This is a genomic window from Roseateles sp. UC29_93 (assembly GCF_042695725.1).
In the GTDB taxonomy this organism is placed as follows: domain Bacteria; phylum Pseudomonadota; class Gammaproteobacteria; order Burkholderiales; family Burkholderiaceae_C; genus Roseateles; species Roseateles noduli_A.
Genome location: NZ_CP170545.1, coordinates 4,341,394 through 4,357,656 on the forward strand (window position 1 = coordinate 4,341,394; position 16,263 = coordinate 4,357,656).

At 68.2% G+C, this 16,263-nt stretch carries 15 protein-coding genes and 1 tRNA gene; 11 read left to right on the forward strand and 5 right to left on the reverse strand.

Annotation, left to right across the window (positions count from 1 at the left end; translation table 11 throughout):
- Nucleotides 1-2: 2 nt before the first annotated feature.
- From ACFJIX_RS20295 to ACFJIX_RS20305, 3 genes are all read right to left on the reverse strand, one after another.
- Nucleotides 3-2,681, reverse strand: coding sequence for a [protein-PII] uridylyltransferase (locus ACFJIX_RS20295; protein WP_377154234.1), 2,679 nt, complete (start codon nucleotides 2,679-2,681; stop codon nucleotides 3-5).
- Nucleotides 2,682-2,697: 16 nt separating this feature from the next.
- The gene (gene map, locus ACFJIX_RS20300) at nucleotides 2,698-3,516 is read right to left on the reverse strand and encodes a type I methionyl aminopeptidase (RefSeq protein ID WP_377154237.1); all 819 of its coding nucleotides are present in this window, start codon (nucleotides 3,514-3,516) and stop codon (nucleotides 2,698-2,700) included.
- Between the two features lie 154 nt (nucleotides 3,517-3,670).
- The gene (locus ACFJIX_RS20305) at nucleotides 3,671-4,498 is read right to left on the reverse strand and encodes an undecaprenyl-diphosphate phosphatase (protein ID WP_377154240.1); all 828 of its coding nucleotides are present in this window, start codon (nucleotides 4,496-4,498) and stop codon (nucleotides 3,671-3,673) included.
- Nucleotides 4,499-4,746: 248 nt separating this feature from the next.
- Between ACFJIX_RS20305 and ACFJIX_RS20310 the strand changes: the two genes are divergently transcribed.
- From ACFJIX_RS20310 to ACFJIX_RS20335, 6 genes are all read left to right on the forward strand, one after another.
- Nucleotides 4,747-5,451: a TetR/AcrR family transcriptional regulator gene (locus ACFJIX_RS20310; protein WP_377154242.1), complete on the forward strand. Its 705-nt coding sequence runs from the start codon at nucleotides 4,747-4,749 to the stop codon at nucleotides 5,449-5,451.
- Nucleotides 5,452-5,508: 57 nt separating this feature from the next.
- Complete coding sequence (locus ACFJIX_RS20315) at nucleotides 5,509-6,162, forward strand: protein-L-isoaspartate O-methyltransferase (RefSeq protein WP_377154245.1); 654 nt, start codon at nucleotides 5,509-5,511, stop codon at nucleotides 6,160-6,162.
- Between the two features lie 249 nt (nucleotides 6,163-6,411).
- Nucleotides 6,412-7,782 carry a TolC family outer membrane protein gene (locus ACFJIX_RS20320; RefSeq protein WP_377154247.1) on the forward strand — a complete coding sequence of 457 codons (1,371 nt, stop codon included), beginning with the start codon at nucleotides 6,412-6,414 and terminating at the stop codon, nucleotides 7,780-7,782.
- A 253-nt stretch (nucleotides 7,783-8,035) separates the two neighbouring features.
- Complete coding sequence (gene yaaA, locus ACFJIX_RS20325) at nucleotides 8,036-8,821, forward strand: peroxide stress protein YaaA (RefSeq protein ID WP_377154249.1); 786 nt, start codon at nucleotides 8,036-8,038, stop codon at nucleotides 8,819-8,821.
- A gap of 155 nt (nucleotides 8,822-8,976) precedes the next feature.
- Nucleotides 8,977-9,837: a 2OG-Fe(II) oxygenase gene (locus ACFJIX_RS20330; RefSeq protein WP_377154251.1), complete on the forward strand. Its 861-nt coding sequence runs from the start codon at nucleotides 8,977-8,979 to the stop codon at nucleotides 9,835-9,837.
- A gap of 86 nt (nucleotides 9,838-9,923) precedes the next feature.
- Nucleotides 9,924-10,259, forward strand: coding sequence for a hypothetical protein (locus ACFJIX_RS20335; RefSeq protein WP_377154253.1), 336 nt, complete (start codon nucleotides 9,924-9,926; stop codon nucleotides 10,257-10,259).
- Between the two features lie 87 nt (nucleotides 10,260-10,346).
- Here ACFJIX_RS20335 and efp read toward each other — a convergent pair whose 3' ends face one another.
- Nucleotides 10,347-10,901 (reverse strand): elongation factor P, encoded by a 555-nt coding sequence (gene efp, locus ACFJIX_RS20340; RefSeq protein ID WP_088383725.1) that lies wholly within the window; start codon nucleotides 10,899-10,901, stop codon nucleotides 10,347-10,349.
- A gap of 179 nt (nucleotides 10,902-11,080) precedes the next feature.
- Nucleotides 11,081-12,187: an elongation factor P maturation arginine rhamnosyltransferase EarP gene (gene earP / locus ACFJIX_RS20345; protein WP_377154255.1), complete on the reverse strand. Its 1,107-nt coding sequence runs from the start codon at nucleotides 12,185-12,187 to the stop codon at nucleotides 11,081-11,083.
- A 182-nt stretch (nucleotides 12,188-12,369) separates the two neighbouring features.
- Here earP and uvrC point away from each other — a divergent pair, with 182 nt between their 5' ends.
- The 5 genes from uvrC (at nucleotide 12,370) to ACFJIX_RS20370 (ending at nucleotide 16,198) form a co-directional block, all read left to right on the forward strand.
- Nucleotides 12,370-14,307 carry an excinuclease ABC subunit UvrC gene (gene uvrC / locus ACFJIX_RS20350; protein WP_377161875.1) on the forward strand — a complete coding sequence of 646 codons (1,938 nt, stop codon included), beginning with the start codon at nucleotides 12,370-12,372 and terminating at the stop codon, nucleotides 14,305-14,307.
- Between the two features lie 27 nt (nucleotides 14,308-14,334).
- On the forward strand, nucleotides 14,335-14,898 hold the full coding sequence (locus ACFJIX_RS20355; protein WP_377154258.1) for a hypothetical protein: 564 nt from the start codon (nucleotides 14,335-14,337) through the stop codon (nucleotides 14,896-14,898).
- A 62-nt stretch (nucleotides 14,899-14,960) separates the two neighbouring features.
- Complete coding sequence (gene pgsA / locus ACFJIX_RS20360) at nucleotides 14,961-15,527, forward strand: CDP-diacylglycerol--glycerol-3-phosphate 3-phosphatidyltransferase (RefSeq protein WP_377154260.1); 567 nt, start codon at nucleotides 14,961-14,963, stop codon at nucleotides 15,525-15,527.
- 313 nt (nucleotides 15,528-15,840) lie between these two features.
- The gene (locus ACFJIX_RS20365) at nucleotides 15,841-16,113 is read left to right on the forward strand and encodes an HU family DNA-binding protein (RefSeq protein WP_067270581.1); all 273 of its coding nucleotides are present in this window, start codon (nucleotides 15,841-15,843) and stop codon (nucleotides 16,111-16,113) included.
- Between the two features lie 9 nt (nucleotides 16,114-16,122).
- Nucleotides 16,123-16,198: transfer RNA gene (locus ACFJIX_RS20370), tRNA-Val, on the forward strand.
- The last annotated feature ends 65 nt before the right edge of the window (nucleotides 16,199-16,263 follow it).

Genomic DNA, 16,263 nt, shown 5'->3' on the forward strand with positions numbered 1-16,263 from the left:
CCTCACTGCACCGCGAGCGCGTCCAGCAATTCCGTTTCGATCTGCAGCTGCATCCTGTTCTGCTGCAGAGCCGCGCCGTCGAGCAGGAACGTGTCTTCGACGCGCTCGCCGAGGGTCGAGACCTTGGCGAGCTGCAGGTTGATGCCATGCCGCGCCAGCACGCGGGCGATGGCGTACAGCAGACCCGCGCGGTCGGTGGCGCTGACGGACAGGAGCCAGCGTTGCGCGCGTTCATCGGGCCGCAGCGCGATGCGCGGGGTGAAGGGGAAGCTCTTCACGCGCCGCGAGAGCCGACCCTTGCGGGGCTCGGGCAGCGGCCCCGGGGCGACCAGCGCCTGGCCGAGCTTGGACTCGACCAGCGCGGTCAGGTCGCGGTGGTGCAGATCGAGCTCGGGCGCGATCACCTGGAAGGTGTCCAGCGCATAACCGCTGCGTGTCGTGTGGACCTTGGCGTCGAGGATGTTGAAGCCGGCGCCGTCGAAGTAGCCGCAGATCCGTGCGAACAGGTCCTGCTGGTCCTTCGCGTAGACCAGCACCTGCAGGCCTTCGCCGACCGGTGACGGCCGCGCGTGGACCACGGGCACGGTGCTCTCGACATGGCGCCACAGCGCCCGCGCGTGCCAGGCGAGGTCGGGCGCGTCATGACGCGCGAAGTAGCTCAGGTCCAGCGTCTTCCACAACGCGTCCTCGGTGCCCGGCAACTGCGCCTTGAGCGCCAGCTCCTGCCGCGCCTCCTGCTTGCGTGCCTCGATCTCGGCGGCCATGTTCAGCTTCGCACCGCCCAGCGCGCGCAGCGTCAGCCGGTAGAGGTCCTCGAGCAGCTTGCCCTTCCACGCGTTCCAGACCTTGGGTCCAGTTCCCCGGATGTCGGCCACGGTCAGCAGATAGAGCGCCGTCAGCGTGCGCTCGTCCTTGACGAGCCGGGCGAAGTGCTGGATGACCTCGGGATCCGACAGGTCCTCCTTCTGCGCGACGCGCGACATCGTCAGGTGGTGCTCGACGAGGAACACGACCAGCGCCGCGTCCGCCTTCGGCAACCCGTGCGCGCGGCAGAAGCGTTTGGCCTCGGCCGCGCCGAGGTCGGAATGATCCCCGCCGCGACCCTTGGCGATGTCGTGGAACAGCGCCGCGACATAGAGCGCCGACGGCCGGTCGAACTGCGCCGCCAGCTGCGAGCAGAACGGGTACTCGTGCGTGTGCTCGGGGATGAAGAAGCGTCGGATGTTGCGCAGCACCATCAGGATGTGCTGGTCCACCGTGTAGACGTGGAACAGGTCGTGCTGCATCTGCCCGACGATGCGGCGGAACACCCACAGGTAGCGCCCCAGCACCGAGGTCTGGTTCATCAGCCGGAAGGCGTGCGTCTGGCCCTGCGGCTCCTCCAGGATGCGCATGAACGTCGCGCGGTTGGCCGGATCGCGCCGGAACGCGCTGTTCATCTGTCCGCGCGCGTTGTAGAGCGCGCGCAGCGTCTTGGCCGACAGCCCCTTGATGCCGGGCGTCTGCTGGTAGATCAGGAAGGTCTCGAGGATCGCGTGCGGCTCGCGCTCGTAGAGATCGTCGCTCGCGATCTCCAGCATGCCGCTGCGCTCCAGGAAGCGCTCGTCCACCGGCCGCAGCTCCTTGCCGAGGGTGCCGTTGATCTGTTCTTCCAGGTTCAGCAGCGTGATCTGGTTCAGCTGGGTGACCGCCTTGGCCGCCCAGTAGTAGCGGCGCATCAGCTTCTCGGAAGCCCGCAGCGAGCGCGTCGACTCGTAGCCGAAGCGTTCCGCCACCGAGGTCTGGAGGTCGAAGACCAGCCGGTCTTCGCGCCGCTTCGCCGCCAGGTGCAACTGGCAGCGGATGCTCTTGAGCACGCCCTCATTGCGCTGGAGCTGCCGCGCCTCGAAGGGCGTGATCAGGCCTTTGGCGGCCAGCTGGGGCCAGGTCTTGCCCAGTCCGGCCCCTCGCGCGATCCAGATCAGCACCTGCAGGTCGCGCAGACCGCCGGGGCTTTCCTTGATGTTGGGTTCGAGCGCGTAGGGCGTCTCTTCGTACTTGGTGTGGCGCTGGCGCATCTCCAGCGTCTTGGCGCGCATGAACGCGCGCGGATCGACGGCCGCGCGGAAGGCCAGGTCGAAGCGCTTGACCAGCGGCCGGGCGCCCGCCAGCCAGCGGGACTCCAGCAGCGCGGTCTGGATCGTGACGTCGCCCGCGGCCTCGTCCAGGCATTCCTTGACCGAGCGCACCGAGGAGCCGATCTCCAGCCCGATGTCCCAGCAGGCGGTGATGAAGGCCTCGATCGCGTGCTTGAGCGGACCAGGCTGGTCCGATGTGACGCCGTCCGGCAAGGTGTCGGGCAGCAGCAGCAGGACGTCGACGTCCGAATGTGGGAACAGCTCGCCGCGTCCGTAGCCGCCGACCGCGACCAGGGCGGCTTCAGGCGCCGCCGCGGCGATGCCCGATTGCGTCCACAAGGCCTGCAGCGTGCCGTCGACGTGTTTGGCCAGCAGCCGCATCAGGCGCGCTGCCGCGGACACGCTGGCCTTGGCGGCCGCGAAATCGTCCAGCAGCAGCTGCTTGCCGCTCTTGAAGTGCTGGCGCAGTTCGGCGACCGACAGGGCGGCGGACGGAACGTTCGACGGAACGCTCGACGCGACGTCTGAAGAAACGCCGACCTCGCCGGGCGTCCTGGCGTTCATGGGCGACCTGCGCGGATCAGGCCGGAACGGCCTGGGGCTGGACGAAGGCCGGCGGCGGCGGCGTGCCGGCCGACTGCGTGAGGATCTCGAAGCCGGTCTCGGTGACCAGCACCGTGTGCTCCCACTGCGCCGACAGCGAACGGTCCTTGGTGACGATGGTCCAGCCGTCGCCCATCTCGCGGATCTCGCGCCGGCCGGCGTTGATCATCGGCTCGATGGTGAAGACCATGCCGGGCACCAGTTCCTCGAGCGTGCCGGGGCGGCCGTAGTGCAGCACCTGCGGCTCTTCGTGGAACTTCTGGCCGATGCCGTGGCCGCAGAACTCGCGCACGACGCTGAAACCGGCGTTCTCCGCGAAGGTCTGGATCGAATGGCCGATGTCGCCCAGTCTGGCGCCCGGCTTGACCTTCTGGATGCCCTTCCACATGGCCTCGTAGGTGAAGCTGCACAGCCGCTTGGCCGCGATCGAGCCCTCGCCGACGACGAACATCCGGCTCGTGTCGCCGTGCCAGCCGTCCTTGATGACGGTGACGTCGATGTTGACGATGTCGCCGTTCTTCAGCGGACGGTCGTTGGGGATGCCGTGGCAGACCTGATGGTTGATCGAGGTGCAGATCGACTTCGGGTAGGGCGTGTAGCCGGGCGGCTGGTAGTTCAGCGGTGCGGGGATGCCCTGCTGCACGTTCACGATGTAGTCGTGGGCCAGCTTGTCGAGGTGGTCGGTCGTGACGCCCGGCTTGACGTGCGGGGTCAGCATGTCCAGCACCTCGGACGCCAGTCGGCCGGCGATGCGCATGGCGTCGATGTCGGCGCCGGTCTTGATCGTGATGGTCATGGGGCCAATTTTAGCTGCCGCCGGATGAAATCGCCGGGCCTCCGGCGGAGGCCCCGGCGGTGGCCGACTTTTCAAGCGGAGCCGGAGATCTGGCGCTGCCAGGCTCACGGGCGCGCCCCCTTGGGGAGGGGCGGCGAAGCCGGCAGGGGGAGCCTCATTCAGCCCAGACGATGACGCCCGTGTAGGCGGTGACGAGCACCACGATGCCGAAGGCGATCCGGTACCACGCGAAGGGCACGAAGCTGTGGCTGGCGATGTACTTCAGCAGCCAGCGCACGCAGATCCAGGCGCTGACGAAGGAGAAGAACAGCCCCACCGCGAACAGCGGGATGTCGCCGGTCGACAGCACCGAGCGCTCCTTGTACAGGCTGTACAGGCCGGCGCCGATCAGCGTCGGGATCGCCAGGAAGAAGCTGAAATCGGTCGCCGCCTTGCGCGACAGGCCCAGCAGCATGCCGCCGATGATGGTCGCGCCGGAACGGCTGGTTCCCGGCACCATCGCCAGGCACTGCACCAGACCGACCTTCAGCGCGTCCATCGGCGACATCTGGTCGACGTCCTGGATGCGCACGGCGGACTGCTGTCGGCGTTCGGCCCACAGGATGATGAAGCCGCCGATGATGAAGGTGCTCGCCACCACGATGGGGGTGAACAGGTGTTCCTTGATCACCTTGCCGAACAGCAGGCCCAGGATGACCGCCGGCAGGAAACCGATCGCCACGTTCAGCACGAAGCGCCGGGCGCGGACGTCGCTGCCCAGACCGGCGGCCGTCTCGCGCAGGCGCTGCCAGTACACGATGATCACCGCCAGGATCGCCCCGGTCTGGATCGCGATGTCGAACACCTTGCCCCGGGCGTCCTCGAAGCCGCCGAGCAGCGCGCCCGTCAGGATCAGGTGACCGGTCGACGAGATCGGCAGGAATTCGGTCAGGCCTTCGACGATCCCCATGATCGCGGCCTTGATCAGCAGCACAGTGTCCAAACTACGACTCCAGAATGCCGCCTCGCTCGGGGTGGAGGCGGGTCGGCGGGGATCATAGCCGTGGCTCGAACCGGGTTTGCGGCGGTGCAGCACCCGGATGGGCGGTCTCGCGTGAGGGGGGCGTGAAGGTTCGCAGTGCCTTCCGCAGTCCCTTCAAAAGGGCGCCCTGCGGGGAGGGCGCTTGACCGGCCCGAAAGCCGGCCGCTACATTACTGACCGGTTAGTCAGTTAGTCCCCCGCCGTCCACCATGCCTCGCGCCCCCGCCAAGCCCGCCGCCCCGGCGCCGTCGTCCCCCCGACAGCGGCGGAAGGAGGCGCGGCCGCAGGAGCTGCTCGAGGCCGCGCTGTCGCTGTTCGTCGAGAAGGGCTTCGCCGCCACCCGTTCGGAGGAGGTCGCCGCCAAGGCGGGGGTATCCAAGGGGACGCTGTACCTGTACTACCCCTCGAAGGAAGAGCTCTTCAAGGCGGTGGTGCGCGAGGCCATCGGCACCAAGATCGCCGAAGGCGTCTCGGAACTGGGCAAGCACCAGGGGTCGATGGCGGAGCTGCTGACCTGGATGCTGTGGAGCTGGTGGGAGCGCATGGGGCTGACCCCCGCGGGCGGCATCCACAAGATCATGATGAGCGAGGCCGGCAACTTCCCGCAGCTGGCCGCGTTCTACAACGACGAGGTCATCGAGCCCAGCTGCGCGCTGCTGGCCGAGGTCGTCCGGCGGGGCGTCGCCTCGGGCGAGTTCCGTGACGTGGACCCCGATGCCTGCGTGATGGTGCTGATCGGTCCGGTGCTGCATCTGGTGCTGCATCAGCATTCGATCGGCGCGGCGGGCGTGGTGCACGATCACAAGCCCGAACCCGAGACGGTGCTGAAGCTGCAGCTCGAATTGATGTTCGAGGGACTCCTCAACCGCCCGCACCGCCCCATCGATCCGGCCACGCCCCGGCCGGCCGCCTAGAATACCGCCCGCATTCCCGACCGCATTGGCGCGCCGTGCGGCGCCAGAGGACTGAACATGAATTTCGAACAAGCCCGCTTCAACATGATCGAACAGCAGATCCGCCCCTGGGATGTGCTGGACACCTCGGTGCTGGCCCTGCTGGCGGTGGTCAAGCGCGAGGACTTCGTGCCGGCCGCCTACCGCAACGTGGCGTTCACCGACGTCGAGCTGCCGCTGGCCCATGGCCGCAAGATGCTGCCCCCGCGGGTCGAGGCCCGGTGGATGCAGGAGCTGCAGATCGAGCGCCACGAGAAGGTGCTGGAGATCGGCACCGGCGCCGGCTACCTGGCCGCGCTGCTGGGCCACAAGGCGCAGCAGGTCTTCAGCGTCGAGCAGGACCCGCAACTGGTCGGCGCCGCCCGCGACGCGCTGCGCCGCAACGGCGTGCTGAACGTGACGGTGGTCGAGGGCGACGGCGCCAAGGGCCTGCCCGGCGAGGCGCCTTTCGACGTGATCCTGCTGTCGGGCTCGGTGGCGCAGGTGCCGCAGGTGCTGCTGGACCAGCTCAAGGTCGGCGGTCGCATGGGCGTGATCGTCGGGGAAGAGCCCGCGATGACCGCGCGCATCATCACCCGCACCGGCGAGCGCGAGTTCGCGACGAAAAACCTGTTCGAGACGGTGGTGCAACGACTGGACGGTTTCGACACGGGCTCGCACTTCACGTTCTGAGGACGCTGCAGTCGGCGCTTGCAGCCCGTCGCGCGTAATTGCCGTCAGGGGGTGCGAAGACTGCAAGTCGTCGCATTTCTTTCGAGAGAGGCGGGGGAGGTGATCTATAACCTCGCCCGCGGCACCGGGGCCGGATCGGAGGCGATCGATCCGGCGGTGCCGAGGTACTGAATCCCGGTCGCGGCCTGTCCGCGGCCGGTCCGCAGTTGGATCGATCCGAAGAACATCACATCGACACGAGGATGCCTCATGGCCGCTGAACGCCGTCCGTCTCCGATCTCCCGCCTGCCGCGGGTCACGCTCCTGGCCGCGGCGCTCGCCTTCGCGGCCGGCGCGGCCCAGGCGCAGAGCCTGCAAGAGCTGTACGACGCGGCCCGTGCCTACGACGCGACCTTCCTCGCCGCGCGCGCGGTGGCGGATTCGGCGCAGTACCGCTACGGCCAGGCGCAGGCGCTGGCACGTCCCAGCGTGGGCCTGGGCGTGGGCGCGACGCGCAACGAGGTGGACCTGCCGGCTATCTCCAACGGCCAGGGCGGCACGGTCAATTCCGGTTGGCAGGGCAACACGGTCAGCAACGCCGGACTGAGCGCGAAGTACGCGATCTTCAACCGTCCGAACGCCGGCAGCATCGAGCAGGCCCGCCTGGGCGTCGACGTCGCCCAGTCCGACCTGGAGACGGCGGAGCAGGATCTGATCGTCCGCGTGGCGCAGGCCTACTTCGACGTGCTGGCCGCCAAGGACACGCTCTCGACCTCCAGCGCCAACAAGGCCGCGATCGCGGAGCAGCTCGCCTCGGCCAAGCGCAACTTCGAGGTCGGCACCGCCACCATCACCGACACCCGCGAAGCGCAGGCCCGTTATGACCTGGCGACCGCGCAGGAACTCGCCGCCGACAACGACCTGCGCGTCAAGCGCGTGACGCTGGACCAGCTGGTGGGTCGCGTCGGCGTCGAGCCGCGCCCGTTGGCCGTGCCGGTGGCGTTGCCGCCGGTGGCGCCATCGTCGGTGGAGCCCTGGGTCAGTCAGGCCGAGGGCGCCCATCCGGCCATCCGCAAGGCCCAGTTGGGCCTGGACATCGCCAGGATCGAGATCGAGCGCGCCCAGGGCGCCCGTTGGCCGACCGTCGACCTGAACGCCTCGCTGGGCGTGCAGCGCCAGACCGGCGAGGGCGTCAGCTACACCGGCAACACCAAGCAGGGCTCGCTGGGCGTGTCGGTGAACCTGCCCGTGTACACCGGTGGGCAGATCACCAACCGCATCAAGGAAACGATGTCGCTGGAGGAGAAATCCCGCAACGACCTCAACTTCGCCCGCCGCAGCGTCGAGGAGAGCACCAAGCGCGCGTTCTTCGGCGTGCAGTCGCTGCAGGCGCAGGTGAAGGCGTATGAGGCGGCCGAGTCGTCCTCGAAACTGGCGTTGGAAGCGACGCAGTTGGGCTACAAGGTCGGCGTGCGCGTCAACCTCGATGTGCTCAATGCGCAGACGCAGCTGTACACGACGCAGCGCGACCTGGCCAAGGCGCGCTATGACGTGCTGGTGAACAGCCTCAAGCTGCGTCAGGCGTCGGGGCAGTTGCGGCCTGAGGACATCACGGCGATCAACACGCTGCTCGCGAAGTAATCGCGACCGAGCGCCGGCGGAAGATCACCCGGGGCCGGCGGAGCGGCCTCGCTGGGCGCCAACTCGCGCCGCTCACCTGCGGTTCGCTTTGCTCGAACAGACGGCGCCCCAGTCAGTCCAGGGCTCGGCCACTCCGCCGGCCCCGGGTGATCCTCCGCCGCAGTGACACCGCTCAAGCCGCCTTCGGGCGGCTTTCGTCCATCAGGAGGGATGGTGACAGGTCTTGCGTCGTGGACGCGCGACAATCCGGGCCATGCTTTTCGTGATCTCACCCGCGAAGTCCCTGGACTACGACACTCCGACACCCGACGCCGTCGCCGCGCTGGCCAGTCGTCCCCAATTCGTGCCGCAATCGGCCGAACTGATCGAGATCCTCAAGACCCGCTCCACCTCTGACATCGGCGGGCTGATGGACATCTCCGAAGCCCTCGCAAGCTTGAACGTCGCCCGCTACCACGCATGGTCGACACGCTTCACCGACAGGAACAGCAAGCCGGCCGTGCTCGCTTTCAATGGCGACGTGTACGACGGACTGCAGGCATCGACCCTGTCGCTGGACGACCTGCAGTGGGCGCAGCGCCATCTGGCCATCCTGTCCGGCCTTTACGGCGTGCTGCGGCCGCTGGACCGGCTTCAGCCCTACCGTCTCGAGATGGGCACGGCGCTGAAGAACGACAAGGGCGGCAATCTCTACGCCTACTGGGGCGACACGATCGCCGAGCACCTGAACGCCCAGAGCGCGCAGTTGCAGTCGCCAGTGATCGTGAACCTGGCGTCGCAGGAGTACTTCAAGGCCGCCGCCCGCAAGGTGCTGAAGCCGCGCGTCATCGAATGCCAGTTCGAAGACTGGAAGAATGGCCGCTACAAGATCATCAGCTTCTTCGCCAAGCGCGCGCGCGGCCTGATGGCGCGGTATGCGATCCAGCATCGCATCGGCACGCCGGCCGGATTGCAGGACTTCGCCGTCGACGGCTACGCCTATGCGCCCGACGCGAGCGAGCCGGAGCGGCTGGTCTTCCGCCGTCGTATCGTCGAGTGATGGCAGAGTCATGGCCGATCGTCATGGCCCAGCGTCATGGCTCAGCGTCGTGGCCGGGTGCTCGACGACGAATGCGCAGCGAAGCGTAAGCGGCGCCCCTTGTCGGGCACACCGGGATACAGGCAGACACCGATCAGTTTGATACCGTCGCGGATATGAGTAACTCGCAATACCTCACGCCGGAGTTGCGCGAATGGGTGGCCGCGCAGCTGCGCAACGGCATCACCCGCGAAGCGCTGTACCAGGCCATGCTGACCAGCGGCTGGCAGTCCGACTTGGCGCAGCAGGCGCTGGCCGAGCATCGACCCTTCGAGGCGCCGTTGACGCTGCCCGAGATCCCGGAGCCCGCGATCGAAGCCGGCTCCCTGCCGGAGCCCGACCTGGGCGAGCAGCGCAGCGTGCTGCTGCCCGACGGCCATCGCGTCGAGATCCTGATGGCGCTGCAGCGGCCGCGGGTGATCGTGTTCGGAAACCTGCTGTCGGAGCAGGAGTGCGACGCGATCGTCACGAACGCCGGCCAGCGTCTGGCGCGATCGGAGACGGTCGCGGCGCAGCGCGAAGGCAGCGAGGTCAACTCGGCCCGCACCAGCGAGGGCATGTTCTTCGAGCGCGGCGAGAACGAGGTCGTCGCCCGCATCGAGCGCCGCATCGCGACGCTGCTGAACTGGCCGGTCCGCAACGGCGAGGGCCTGCAGGTGCTGCGCTACCGCGCCGGCGCCGAATACCAGCCGCACTACGACTACTTCGACCCGCGCCACGCCAGCAGCAAGGCGATCCTGGAGCGCGGCGGCCAGCGGGTCGCGACGATCGTGATGTACCTGAACACGCCGCCGCGCGGCGGCGCGACGGTGTTCCCCGACATCAAGCTCGACGTGATGGCGCAGAAGGGCAACGCGGTCTTCTTCAGCTACGACCGGCCCGATCCCGCGACGCTGACGCTGCATGGCGGCGCGCCGGTCGTCGAGGGCGAGAAGTGGGTCGCCACGAAATGGTTACGTCAGGGCGAGTTCGTTTGACGCGGCCTTCACCGGCCGCCCGCTAGACTCCCCTCATCATCACGAGCGCCGGCCCCGGTCGGCGCGTCCCGAAGAAGGAAATCCACATGAAGTCGTTGATCGCCGTCCTGGGCACCGCACTGCTGACCACGCTCGCGCAGGCGCAAGCCCAGCCGCAACCGGCGCCTCCCGCCACGGCGCCGATCGCGGCCGCGCACGCCGACATGGCCGCGCCGGCGTCGCCCGCAGCCAAGCCGGCCAAGGCCGGCGGCAAGCACAAGGCCACCGGCAAGACCGCGAAGCAGGGCGGCAAGCACGCCGCCGCCAAGAAGTCCGGCGCGAAGAAGAAGCCGACGCAGCATGCCTCGTCGGGCAAGTCGGGCTCGAAGAAGGTCGCGAACGCCAAGCCGAAGAAAAGCAAGCAGCGTCACGCCGCCGCTTGAGGCCGGATCCCGGAAAGCAAAAAAGCAGCCCTCGGGCTGCTTTTTGGTTGGTGCCGGGCCGCTGGGCCCGGGCACGGTGCAGGCGTCTCAGACGCGCTTGCGGTACTCGTGCGTACGCGTGTCGATTTCGATGTTGTCGCCTTGCGCCACGAAGATGGGCACGGGGATCTCGAAACCGGTGGCGATCTTGGCGGGCTTCAGGACCTTGCCCGAGGTGTCGCCCTTGACGGCCGGCTCGGTCCAGGTCACTTCACGCACGACGCTGGTCGGCAGTTCCACCGAGATGGCCTTGCCGTCGTAGAACACCACTTCCACTTCCATGCTGTCCTGCAGGTAGTTGATGGCGTCGCCCATGTTCTCGGCTTCCACCTCGAACTGGTTGTACTCGGTGTCCATGAACACATACATCGGATCGGCGAAGTACGTGTAGGTGCACTCCTTCTTCTCCAGGATGATCTGGTCCATCTTGTCGTCGGCCTTGAAGACGACTTCGGTGCCCGAGTTGTTCAGCAGGCTCTTCAGCTTCATGCGCACGGTGGCGGCATTGCGGCCACCGCGGCTGTACTCGGTCTTCAGCACGACCATGGGGTCCTTGCCGTGCATGATCACGTTGCCGGCGCGAATTTCTTGAGCGATCTTCATGATGATTCCGGGAGATTGGGTCCGGGCACAGTCATCTGGATGCTTGGAGATCCGAACTGTTCCGGCGGTGTGAGGCGTTCCGTATCGGATCCCGCAGCCCGTGGCCATCGCCTGGAGCTGTTCGAGGAGCCGCGCAGTCAGAACGCGGAAAAGCCGCGCATTCTAGCCCGAAAGGCCCCTCACGCGCCACTCGACAGCCCGGCGAAGGCCTGGAGCCGTGAGCTCAGATCCAGTTGCCCGCCCAGTTCCGCACGCCAGGCCCGGGCGTGCGCCGTGGCGGCGGTCAGTTCGCGGAGCGCGTCGGCGGCCTGCGATGTCCACGGCGCCAGGCCGTTCCAGGCGCGGGAGAGGGCGCTCCAGTTCGTGCGCAGCGCCTCGGGGGCGCCGGCCAGCGACTGCGCGAGAAAGGCCTCCAGCTTCGGCCCATGGGCGCCGTCGTCCTGGAAATAGATCTGCCAGAGCATGGGTTGGCCGGCCCATTGCGCGCGGACGAAGGAGTCCTCGCCGCGCACGAGGTTGAGGTCGCATGACCACAGCAGCCGGTCGTAGTCGGCCTGGCTGAGGTGGGGCAGGGCGATCGCGCGCTGCCCCGTTCGCAGCAGCGGCGGCGCTTCCGCCTGCGGCGCACCGGGGCAGAGGAGGAGCAGCCAGCCCGGGCCCAGCGCTTCCAGGAACTCGGCCAGTGGCGCCCGCGGATACGCGAACAGGCTCAACACCCTTTCGCCGGGTTGGCGCCCCCAGCCGCGCGTTGCGAGCCAGGCGTCGCCGTGATGCGAGGTCGCCGCCTCGATGAGGCCGGGCTCGCGCAGCAGTCCGCCGGTGCGCTCGTTGAAGCCCGGGTAGAAGAAGCGCTTCTCCAGGCCGGCGCCGGGGCCGGAGAACTGCGGCGACCTCAATCCGTGGCTGCGCTCGACGTAGCTTTCCGCGCTGAGGTACTCGAGGTTGATCCACGCCGGCGTCACCGGCCGTGCGGCCATCGCCGCGACGAACGCCTCCGGCAGCTCGCAGCCGAAGGTCTCGACGACGACATCGCCCGGCTCGGCGCGCGCGCTGTCGGCCCAGGGCCGGCAGGACAGTCCCTCGACCGGCTCCGGCTGCATCCAGGCCAGCGGCGAGAGGTCGTCGCTCCACAGACGCGCCTGCGCGCCGCGTTGCGCGAGATCGCGCGCCAGACGCAGGCACACGCCGAGATCCCCGTAATTGTCGATGACGCGGCAGAAGATGTCCCACGTCGGCTTGTCAGGAGTCTGTGCGGCGGAAGAGGATTCGGCGGGGCTGTCGGGCATCGAAGAATTATCAGGCGGCACAATCGCCCCCCATGAGCACGACCCCCGCCGGCGCCAGCGAAGTGCCGGAGCCGATCCCCCGATCCTTCCCCGCAGCCGCTGCGCCTGCCGCCTCGCACGCCGACGAGTGGAACGCCCAGTCCGCAGCGATCGAGGCCGCCGAGTCGCGCCGCGTCGCCGACATGGAGCGCGCCGCGCGCGAAGGGCGCGACCGCCTGCTGGCCGAGGTGCTGGCGCTGCCGGCGCTGCCCGGCGTCTACCGCTACTTCGACGCGCAGGACCACGTGCTCTACGTCGGCAAGGCGAAGAACCTCAAGCGCCGCGTCTCGAGCTATTTCCAGAAGGACCACGGCGGCACGCGCATCGGCATGATGATCGCGCGCATCGCGCGGCTGGAGACCACGGTGGTGCGCACCGAGGCCGAGGCGCTGCTGCTCGAGAACAACCTGATCAAGGCGCTCAATCCGCGGTTCAACATCCTGTTCCGCGACGACAAGAGCTACCCCTACATGCGCCTGTCCGGCCACGCCTGGCCGCGCATCAGCTACTACCGCGGCGCGGTGGACCGGCGCCATCGCTACTTCGGCCCGTTCCCCAGCGCCTGGGCGGTGAAGGAGTCGATCCAGCTGATCCAGAAGGTCTTCCAGCTGCGGACCTGCGAGGACACCGTCTTCAACAACCGCAGCCGGCCCTGCCTGCTGCATCAGATCCATCGCTGCACCGCGCCCTGCGTGCCCGAAGGGCAGAACGACGACTACCGCCGCAACGTCAGCAACGCGGAGCGATTCCTGCTCGGCGAGACGCAGGAGGTGATGGACGCGCTGCAGGCGCAGATGATGACGCACGCCGAGCGCTTCGAGTACGAGCAGGCGGCGGGCATCCGCAACCAGATCACCGCGTTGTCGAAGGTCCTGCAGCAGCAGGCCGTCGACGAGAACAGCGCGACCGGCCGCGACCGCGACGTCGACATCCTCGCGGTGAAGCTGCAGGGCGGACGGGCCTGCGTGAACCTGGCGATGGTGCGCGGCGGGCGGCACCTGGGCGACCGCGCGTATTTCCCGAAACACGTCGACGACGCGACCGCCGTCCAGCTGCTGGACGACGACGAACTGACGCCGGTCGAAGGCGAGGACGGCCGCATCCGCGTCGAGCCCGCGAGCCCCGAGCGGCTGGTGCTGGAAGCCTTCATCGCGCAGCACTACCTCGAGATGGCGGTGCCGTCGCTGCTGGTGCTGTCGGAGGCGGTCGATCCGGCGCTGGCCGAGGCGCTCAGCGCGCAGGCCGGTTACCGCGTCACGACGCAGGCCCAGCCGCGCGGCCAGCGCCGCATCTGGCAGGAGATGTGCGTCAAGGGCGCGGAGATCGCGCTGGCGCGGCTGCTGTCGGAAGAGGGCTCCCAGCAGGCGCGCACGCGGGCACTGATCGAGGCGCTGGACCTCAGCGTCACCGAGCTCGACAAGTTCCGCATCGAGTGCTTCGACATCAGCCACACGGCCGGCGAGGCGACGCAGGCCTCGTGCGTCGTCTTCGAGGGCCACCAGATGCAGAGCGCCCAGTACCGGCGCTTCAACATCGAAGGCATCACCGGCGGCGACGACTACGCGGCGATGCGCCAGGTCCTGACACGCCGTTACAGCAAGATGGCCGAGGCCGCCCAGAATGGCACCGGTCGCATGCCGGACCTGGTGCTGGTGGACGGTGGCAAGGGGCAGGTGTCGATGGCGCGCGAGGTCTTCGAGGAACTCGGTGTCGACCTGAGCCTCATCGTCGGCGTTGAAAAGGGCGAGGGGCGCAAGGTCGGCCTCGAGGAACTCGTCTTCGCCGACGGGCGCGAGAAGGTGTACCTCGGGCGCGACTCGGCGGCGTTGATGCTCGTGGCCCAGATCCGCGACGAGGCTCACCGCTTCGCCATCACCGGCATGCGGGCCAAGCGCGCGTCGATCCGCACCGGCGGTTCGCGCCTGGAGGACGTGCCCGGCGTCGGGCCGAAGAAGCGCGCGCAGTTGCTGCAGCGTTTCGGCGGCGTGCGTGGCGTGGCCGGCGCCAGCGTCGAGGAGCTCTGCAGCGTCAAGGGCATCTCGCGCGAGCTGGCGGAAGAAATCTATCGCGCGCTGCATTGAACGGCGCGCGGCTTGTTGGGAACAGACATGACAACGATCGATCAGATGACCCCGGTGAGCCTGCGACACGTCGCACGCTGGAGCGGCAAGCTGGTGCTCGCGCTGTCGCTGGCCGCATGCGGCTCGCCGACGCAACGTCAGCCGGTGCGTCCTCCGGTACAGGACGCGCCGCGCGAACCGGCCGCGACCCCCATCGCGCCCGCCGGGCCGGTGCCGACCTCGCCGGCCGTGCGCCGCGGCCTGCCGCTGCCGGCACCGCATGCGGTCAGCACGCATGAGGACCTGCGCCGCCAAGCCGCGCAGCGCATGGTCGCCGCCAACCCCGACGGCACCTACATGGGCGAGGTGCCGCCGGAGCTGCTGGCCATTCCCGTGCTGGAGGTCGAACTCAACCACGACGGATCCATCAAGCACATCCGCGTGCTGCGCAAGCCGACCCAGGCCGAGGACACGATCGAGGTCGCCATCGCGGCGGTGCGCCGCGCCGCGCCGTTCGGCGACGTGAGCCGGCTGCCCAAGCCCTGGAAGTTCGTCGAGGTCTTCCTCTTCGACGACGACCGGCGCTTCAAGCCGCGAACGCTGGACGATTGAGGCTCGACGATTAAGAAGCGGCCGACGGTTTCGCGCCGTGAAACCTGGGCACAATGCCGCCCATGTTCTGGACGCTGCCAACCCTGCTGACCTGGGCCCGCATCGTGGCCATCCCGCTGATCGTCGGGGTGTTCCACCTGCAGATGTCGCCCGCCCATCAAAACCTGCTGGCCACGGTCCTGTTCATCACGGTGGCGCTGACGGACTGGGCGGACGGCTACCTGGCGCGCAGGCTCAACCAGACTTCGTCCTTCGGCGCGTTCCTCGATCCGGTGGCCGACAAGTTCCTGGTCTGCGCCGCCTTGCTGGTGCTGCTGGAGCAGCAGCGCGTGGACGCGCTGGTGGCGCTGGTCATCGTCGGGCGAGAGATCGCGATCTCCGCGCTGCGCGAGTGGATGGCGCAGATCGGCGCCTCGCGCTCGGTGGCGGTGCACGTGCTGGGCAAGCTCAAGACGACGGTCCAGATGGTGGCCATCCCCTTCCTGCTGTTCGACGGCAAGCTGTTCGACGTGATCAACACGCGGATCTGGGGCACCTGGCTGATCTACCTGGCCGCGGTGCTGACCATCTGGTCGATGGTCTACTACCTGCAGAAGGCGCTGCCCGAGATCCGGGCCAAGGCGCGCTGAGCGCGCGGCTCAGCGGCCGCGCCATCCGCACTCATCCCCCGTCGTGCCTCATCGGACCTCATCGGGCCTCATCTGTCCCGGTCGATGCCAGTCCAAGTTTCCGGACGATCCCCCGTTCGCGGGGAGCGATGAAACAGCGTGTGACGAGTGCGTTCGAATGCGGCGTTTCAAGCGGGGCGCTGTCCCCTGGGCGACTGTCGGGCGCCCCCCTTGTATCGGGACTTCCCCCTTGTCTGAGCCCGAGGGCAATGCGTCTAGAATCCGCTTCCCGCGCCGTTCGGGCGGCCTGGCAAACCAATGAGGGGGTACCTTCGTGAACAAGTCCGAATTGATCGAGCACATCGCCAAGCAGGCGGACATTTCCAAGGCGGCCGCGGGGCGCGCACTGGAAGCCGTAATCGGCGGTGTGAAGACCACGCTCAAGAAGAACGGCACCGTGTCGCTGGTGGGCTTCGGCACCTTCAGCGTCACGAAAAGAGCGGCGCGCACCGGCCGCAATCCGCGCACGAACGAGGCGATCAAGATCAAGTCGGCCAAGGTGCCGAAATTCCGTCCGGGCAAGGCCCTCAAGGACGCCGTGAACTGAACAGATTCCGGGCGCTTAGCTCAGTTGGTAGAGCACCTCCCTTACACGGAGATTGTCGGCGGTTCGAGCCCGTCAGCGCCCACCAGAAAACCGAGGCCTGTCCACGTCATCCGTGGACTAGAATGCCGCGGCCCAAAGGCGAACCCCGGT

Excerpts from the sequence above, each read along its gene's own strand:
- ACFJIX_RS20295 (WP_377154234.1), bottom strand. The coding sequence starts at position 2,681 with ATGAACGCCAGGACGCCCGGCGAGGTCGGCGTTTCTTCAGACGTCGCG.
- map (WP_377154237.1), bottom strand. The coding sequence starts at position 3,516 with ATGACCATCACGATCAAGACCGGCGCCGACATCGACGCCATGCGCATC.
- ACFJIX_RS20310 (WP_377154242.1), top strand. The coding sequence starts at position 4,747 with ATGCCTCGCGCCCCCGCCAAGCCCGCCGCCCCGGCGCCGTCGTCCCCC.
- ACFJIX_RS20315 (WP_377154245.1), top strand. The coding sequence starts at position 5,509 with ATGAATTTCGAACAAGCCCGCTTCAACATGATCGAACAGCAGATCCGC.
- ACFJIX_RS20320 (WP_377154247.1), top strand. The coding sequence starts at position 6,412 with ATGGCCGCTGAACGCCGTCCGTCTCCGATCTCCCGCCTGCCGCGGGTC.
- yaaA (WP_377154249.1), top strand. The coding sequence starts at position 8,036 with ATGCTTTTCGTGATCTCACCCGCGAAGTCCCTGGACTACGACACTCCG.
- ACFJIX_RS20330 (WP_377154251.1), top strand. The coding sequence starts at position 8,977 with ATGAGTAACTCGCAATACCTCACGCCGGAGTTGCGCGAATGGGTGGCC.
- ACFJIX_RS20335 (WP_377154253.1), top strand. The coding sequence starts at position 9,924 with ATGAAGTCGTTGATCGCCGTCCTGGGCACCGCACTGCTGACCACGCTC.
- efp (WP_088383725.1), bottom strand. The coding sequence starts at position 10,901 with ATGAAGATCGCTCAAGAAATTCGCGCCGGCAACGTGATCATGCACGGC.
- earP (WP_377154255.1), bottom strand. The coding sequence starts at position 12,187 with ATGCCCGACAGCCCCGCCGAATCCTCTTCCGCCGCACAGACTCCTGAC.
- uvrC (WP_377161875.1), top strand. The coding sequence starts at position 12,370 with ATGGAGCGCGCCGCGCGCGAAGGGCGCGACCGCCTGCTGGCCGAGGTG.
- ACFJIX_RS20355 (WP_377154258.1), top strand. The coding sequence starts at position 14,335 with ATGACAACGATCGATCAGATGACCCCGGTGAGCCTGCGACACGTCGCA.
- pgsA (WP_377154260.1), top strand. The coding sequence starts at position 14,961 with ATGTTCTGGACGCTGCCAACCCTGCTGACCTGGGCCCGCATCGTGGCC.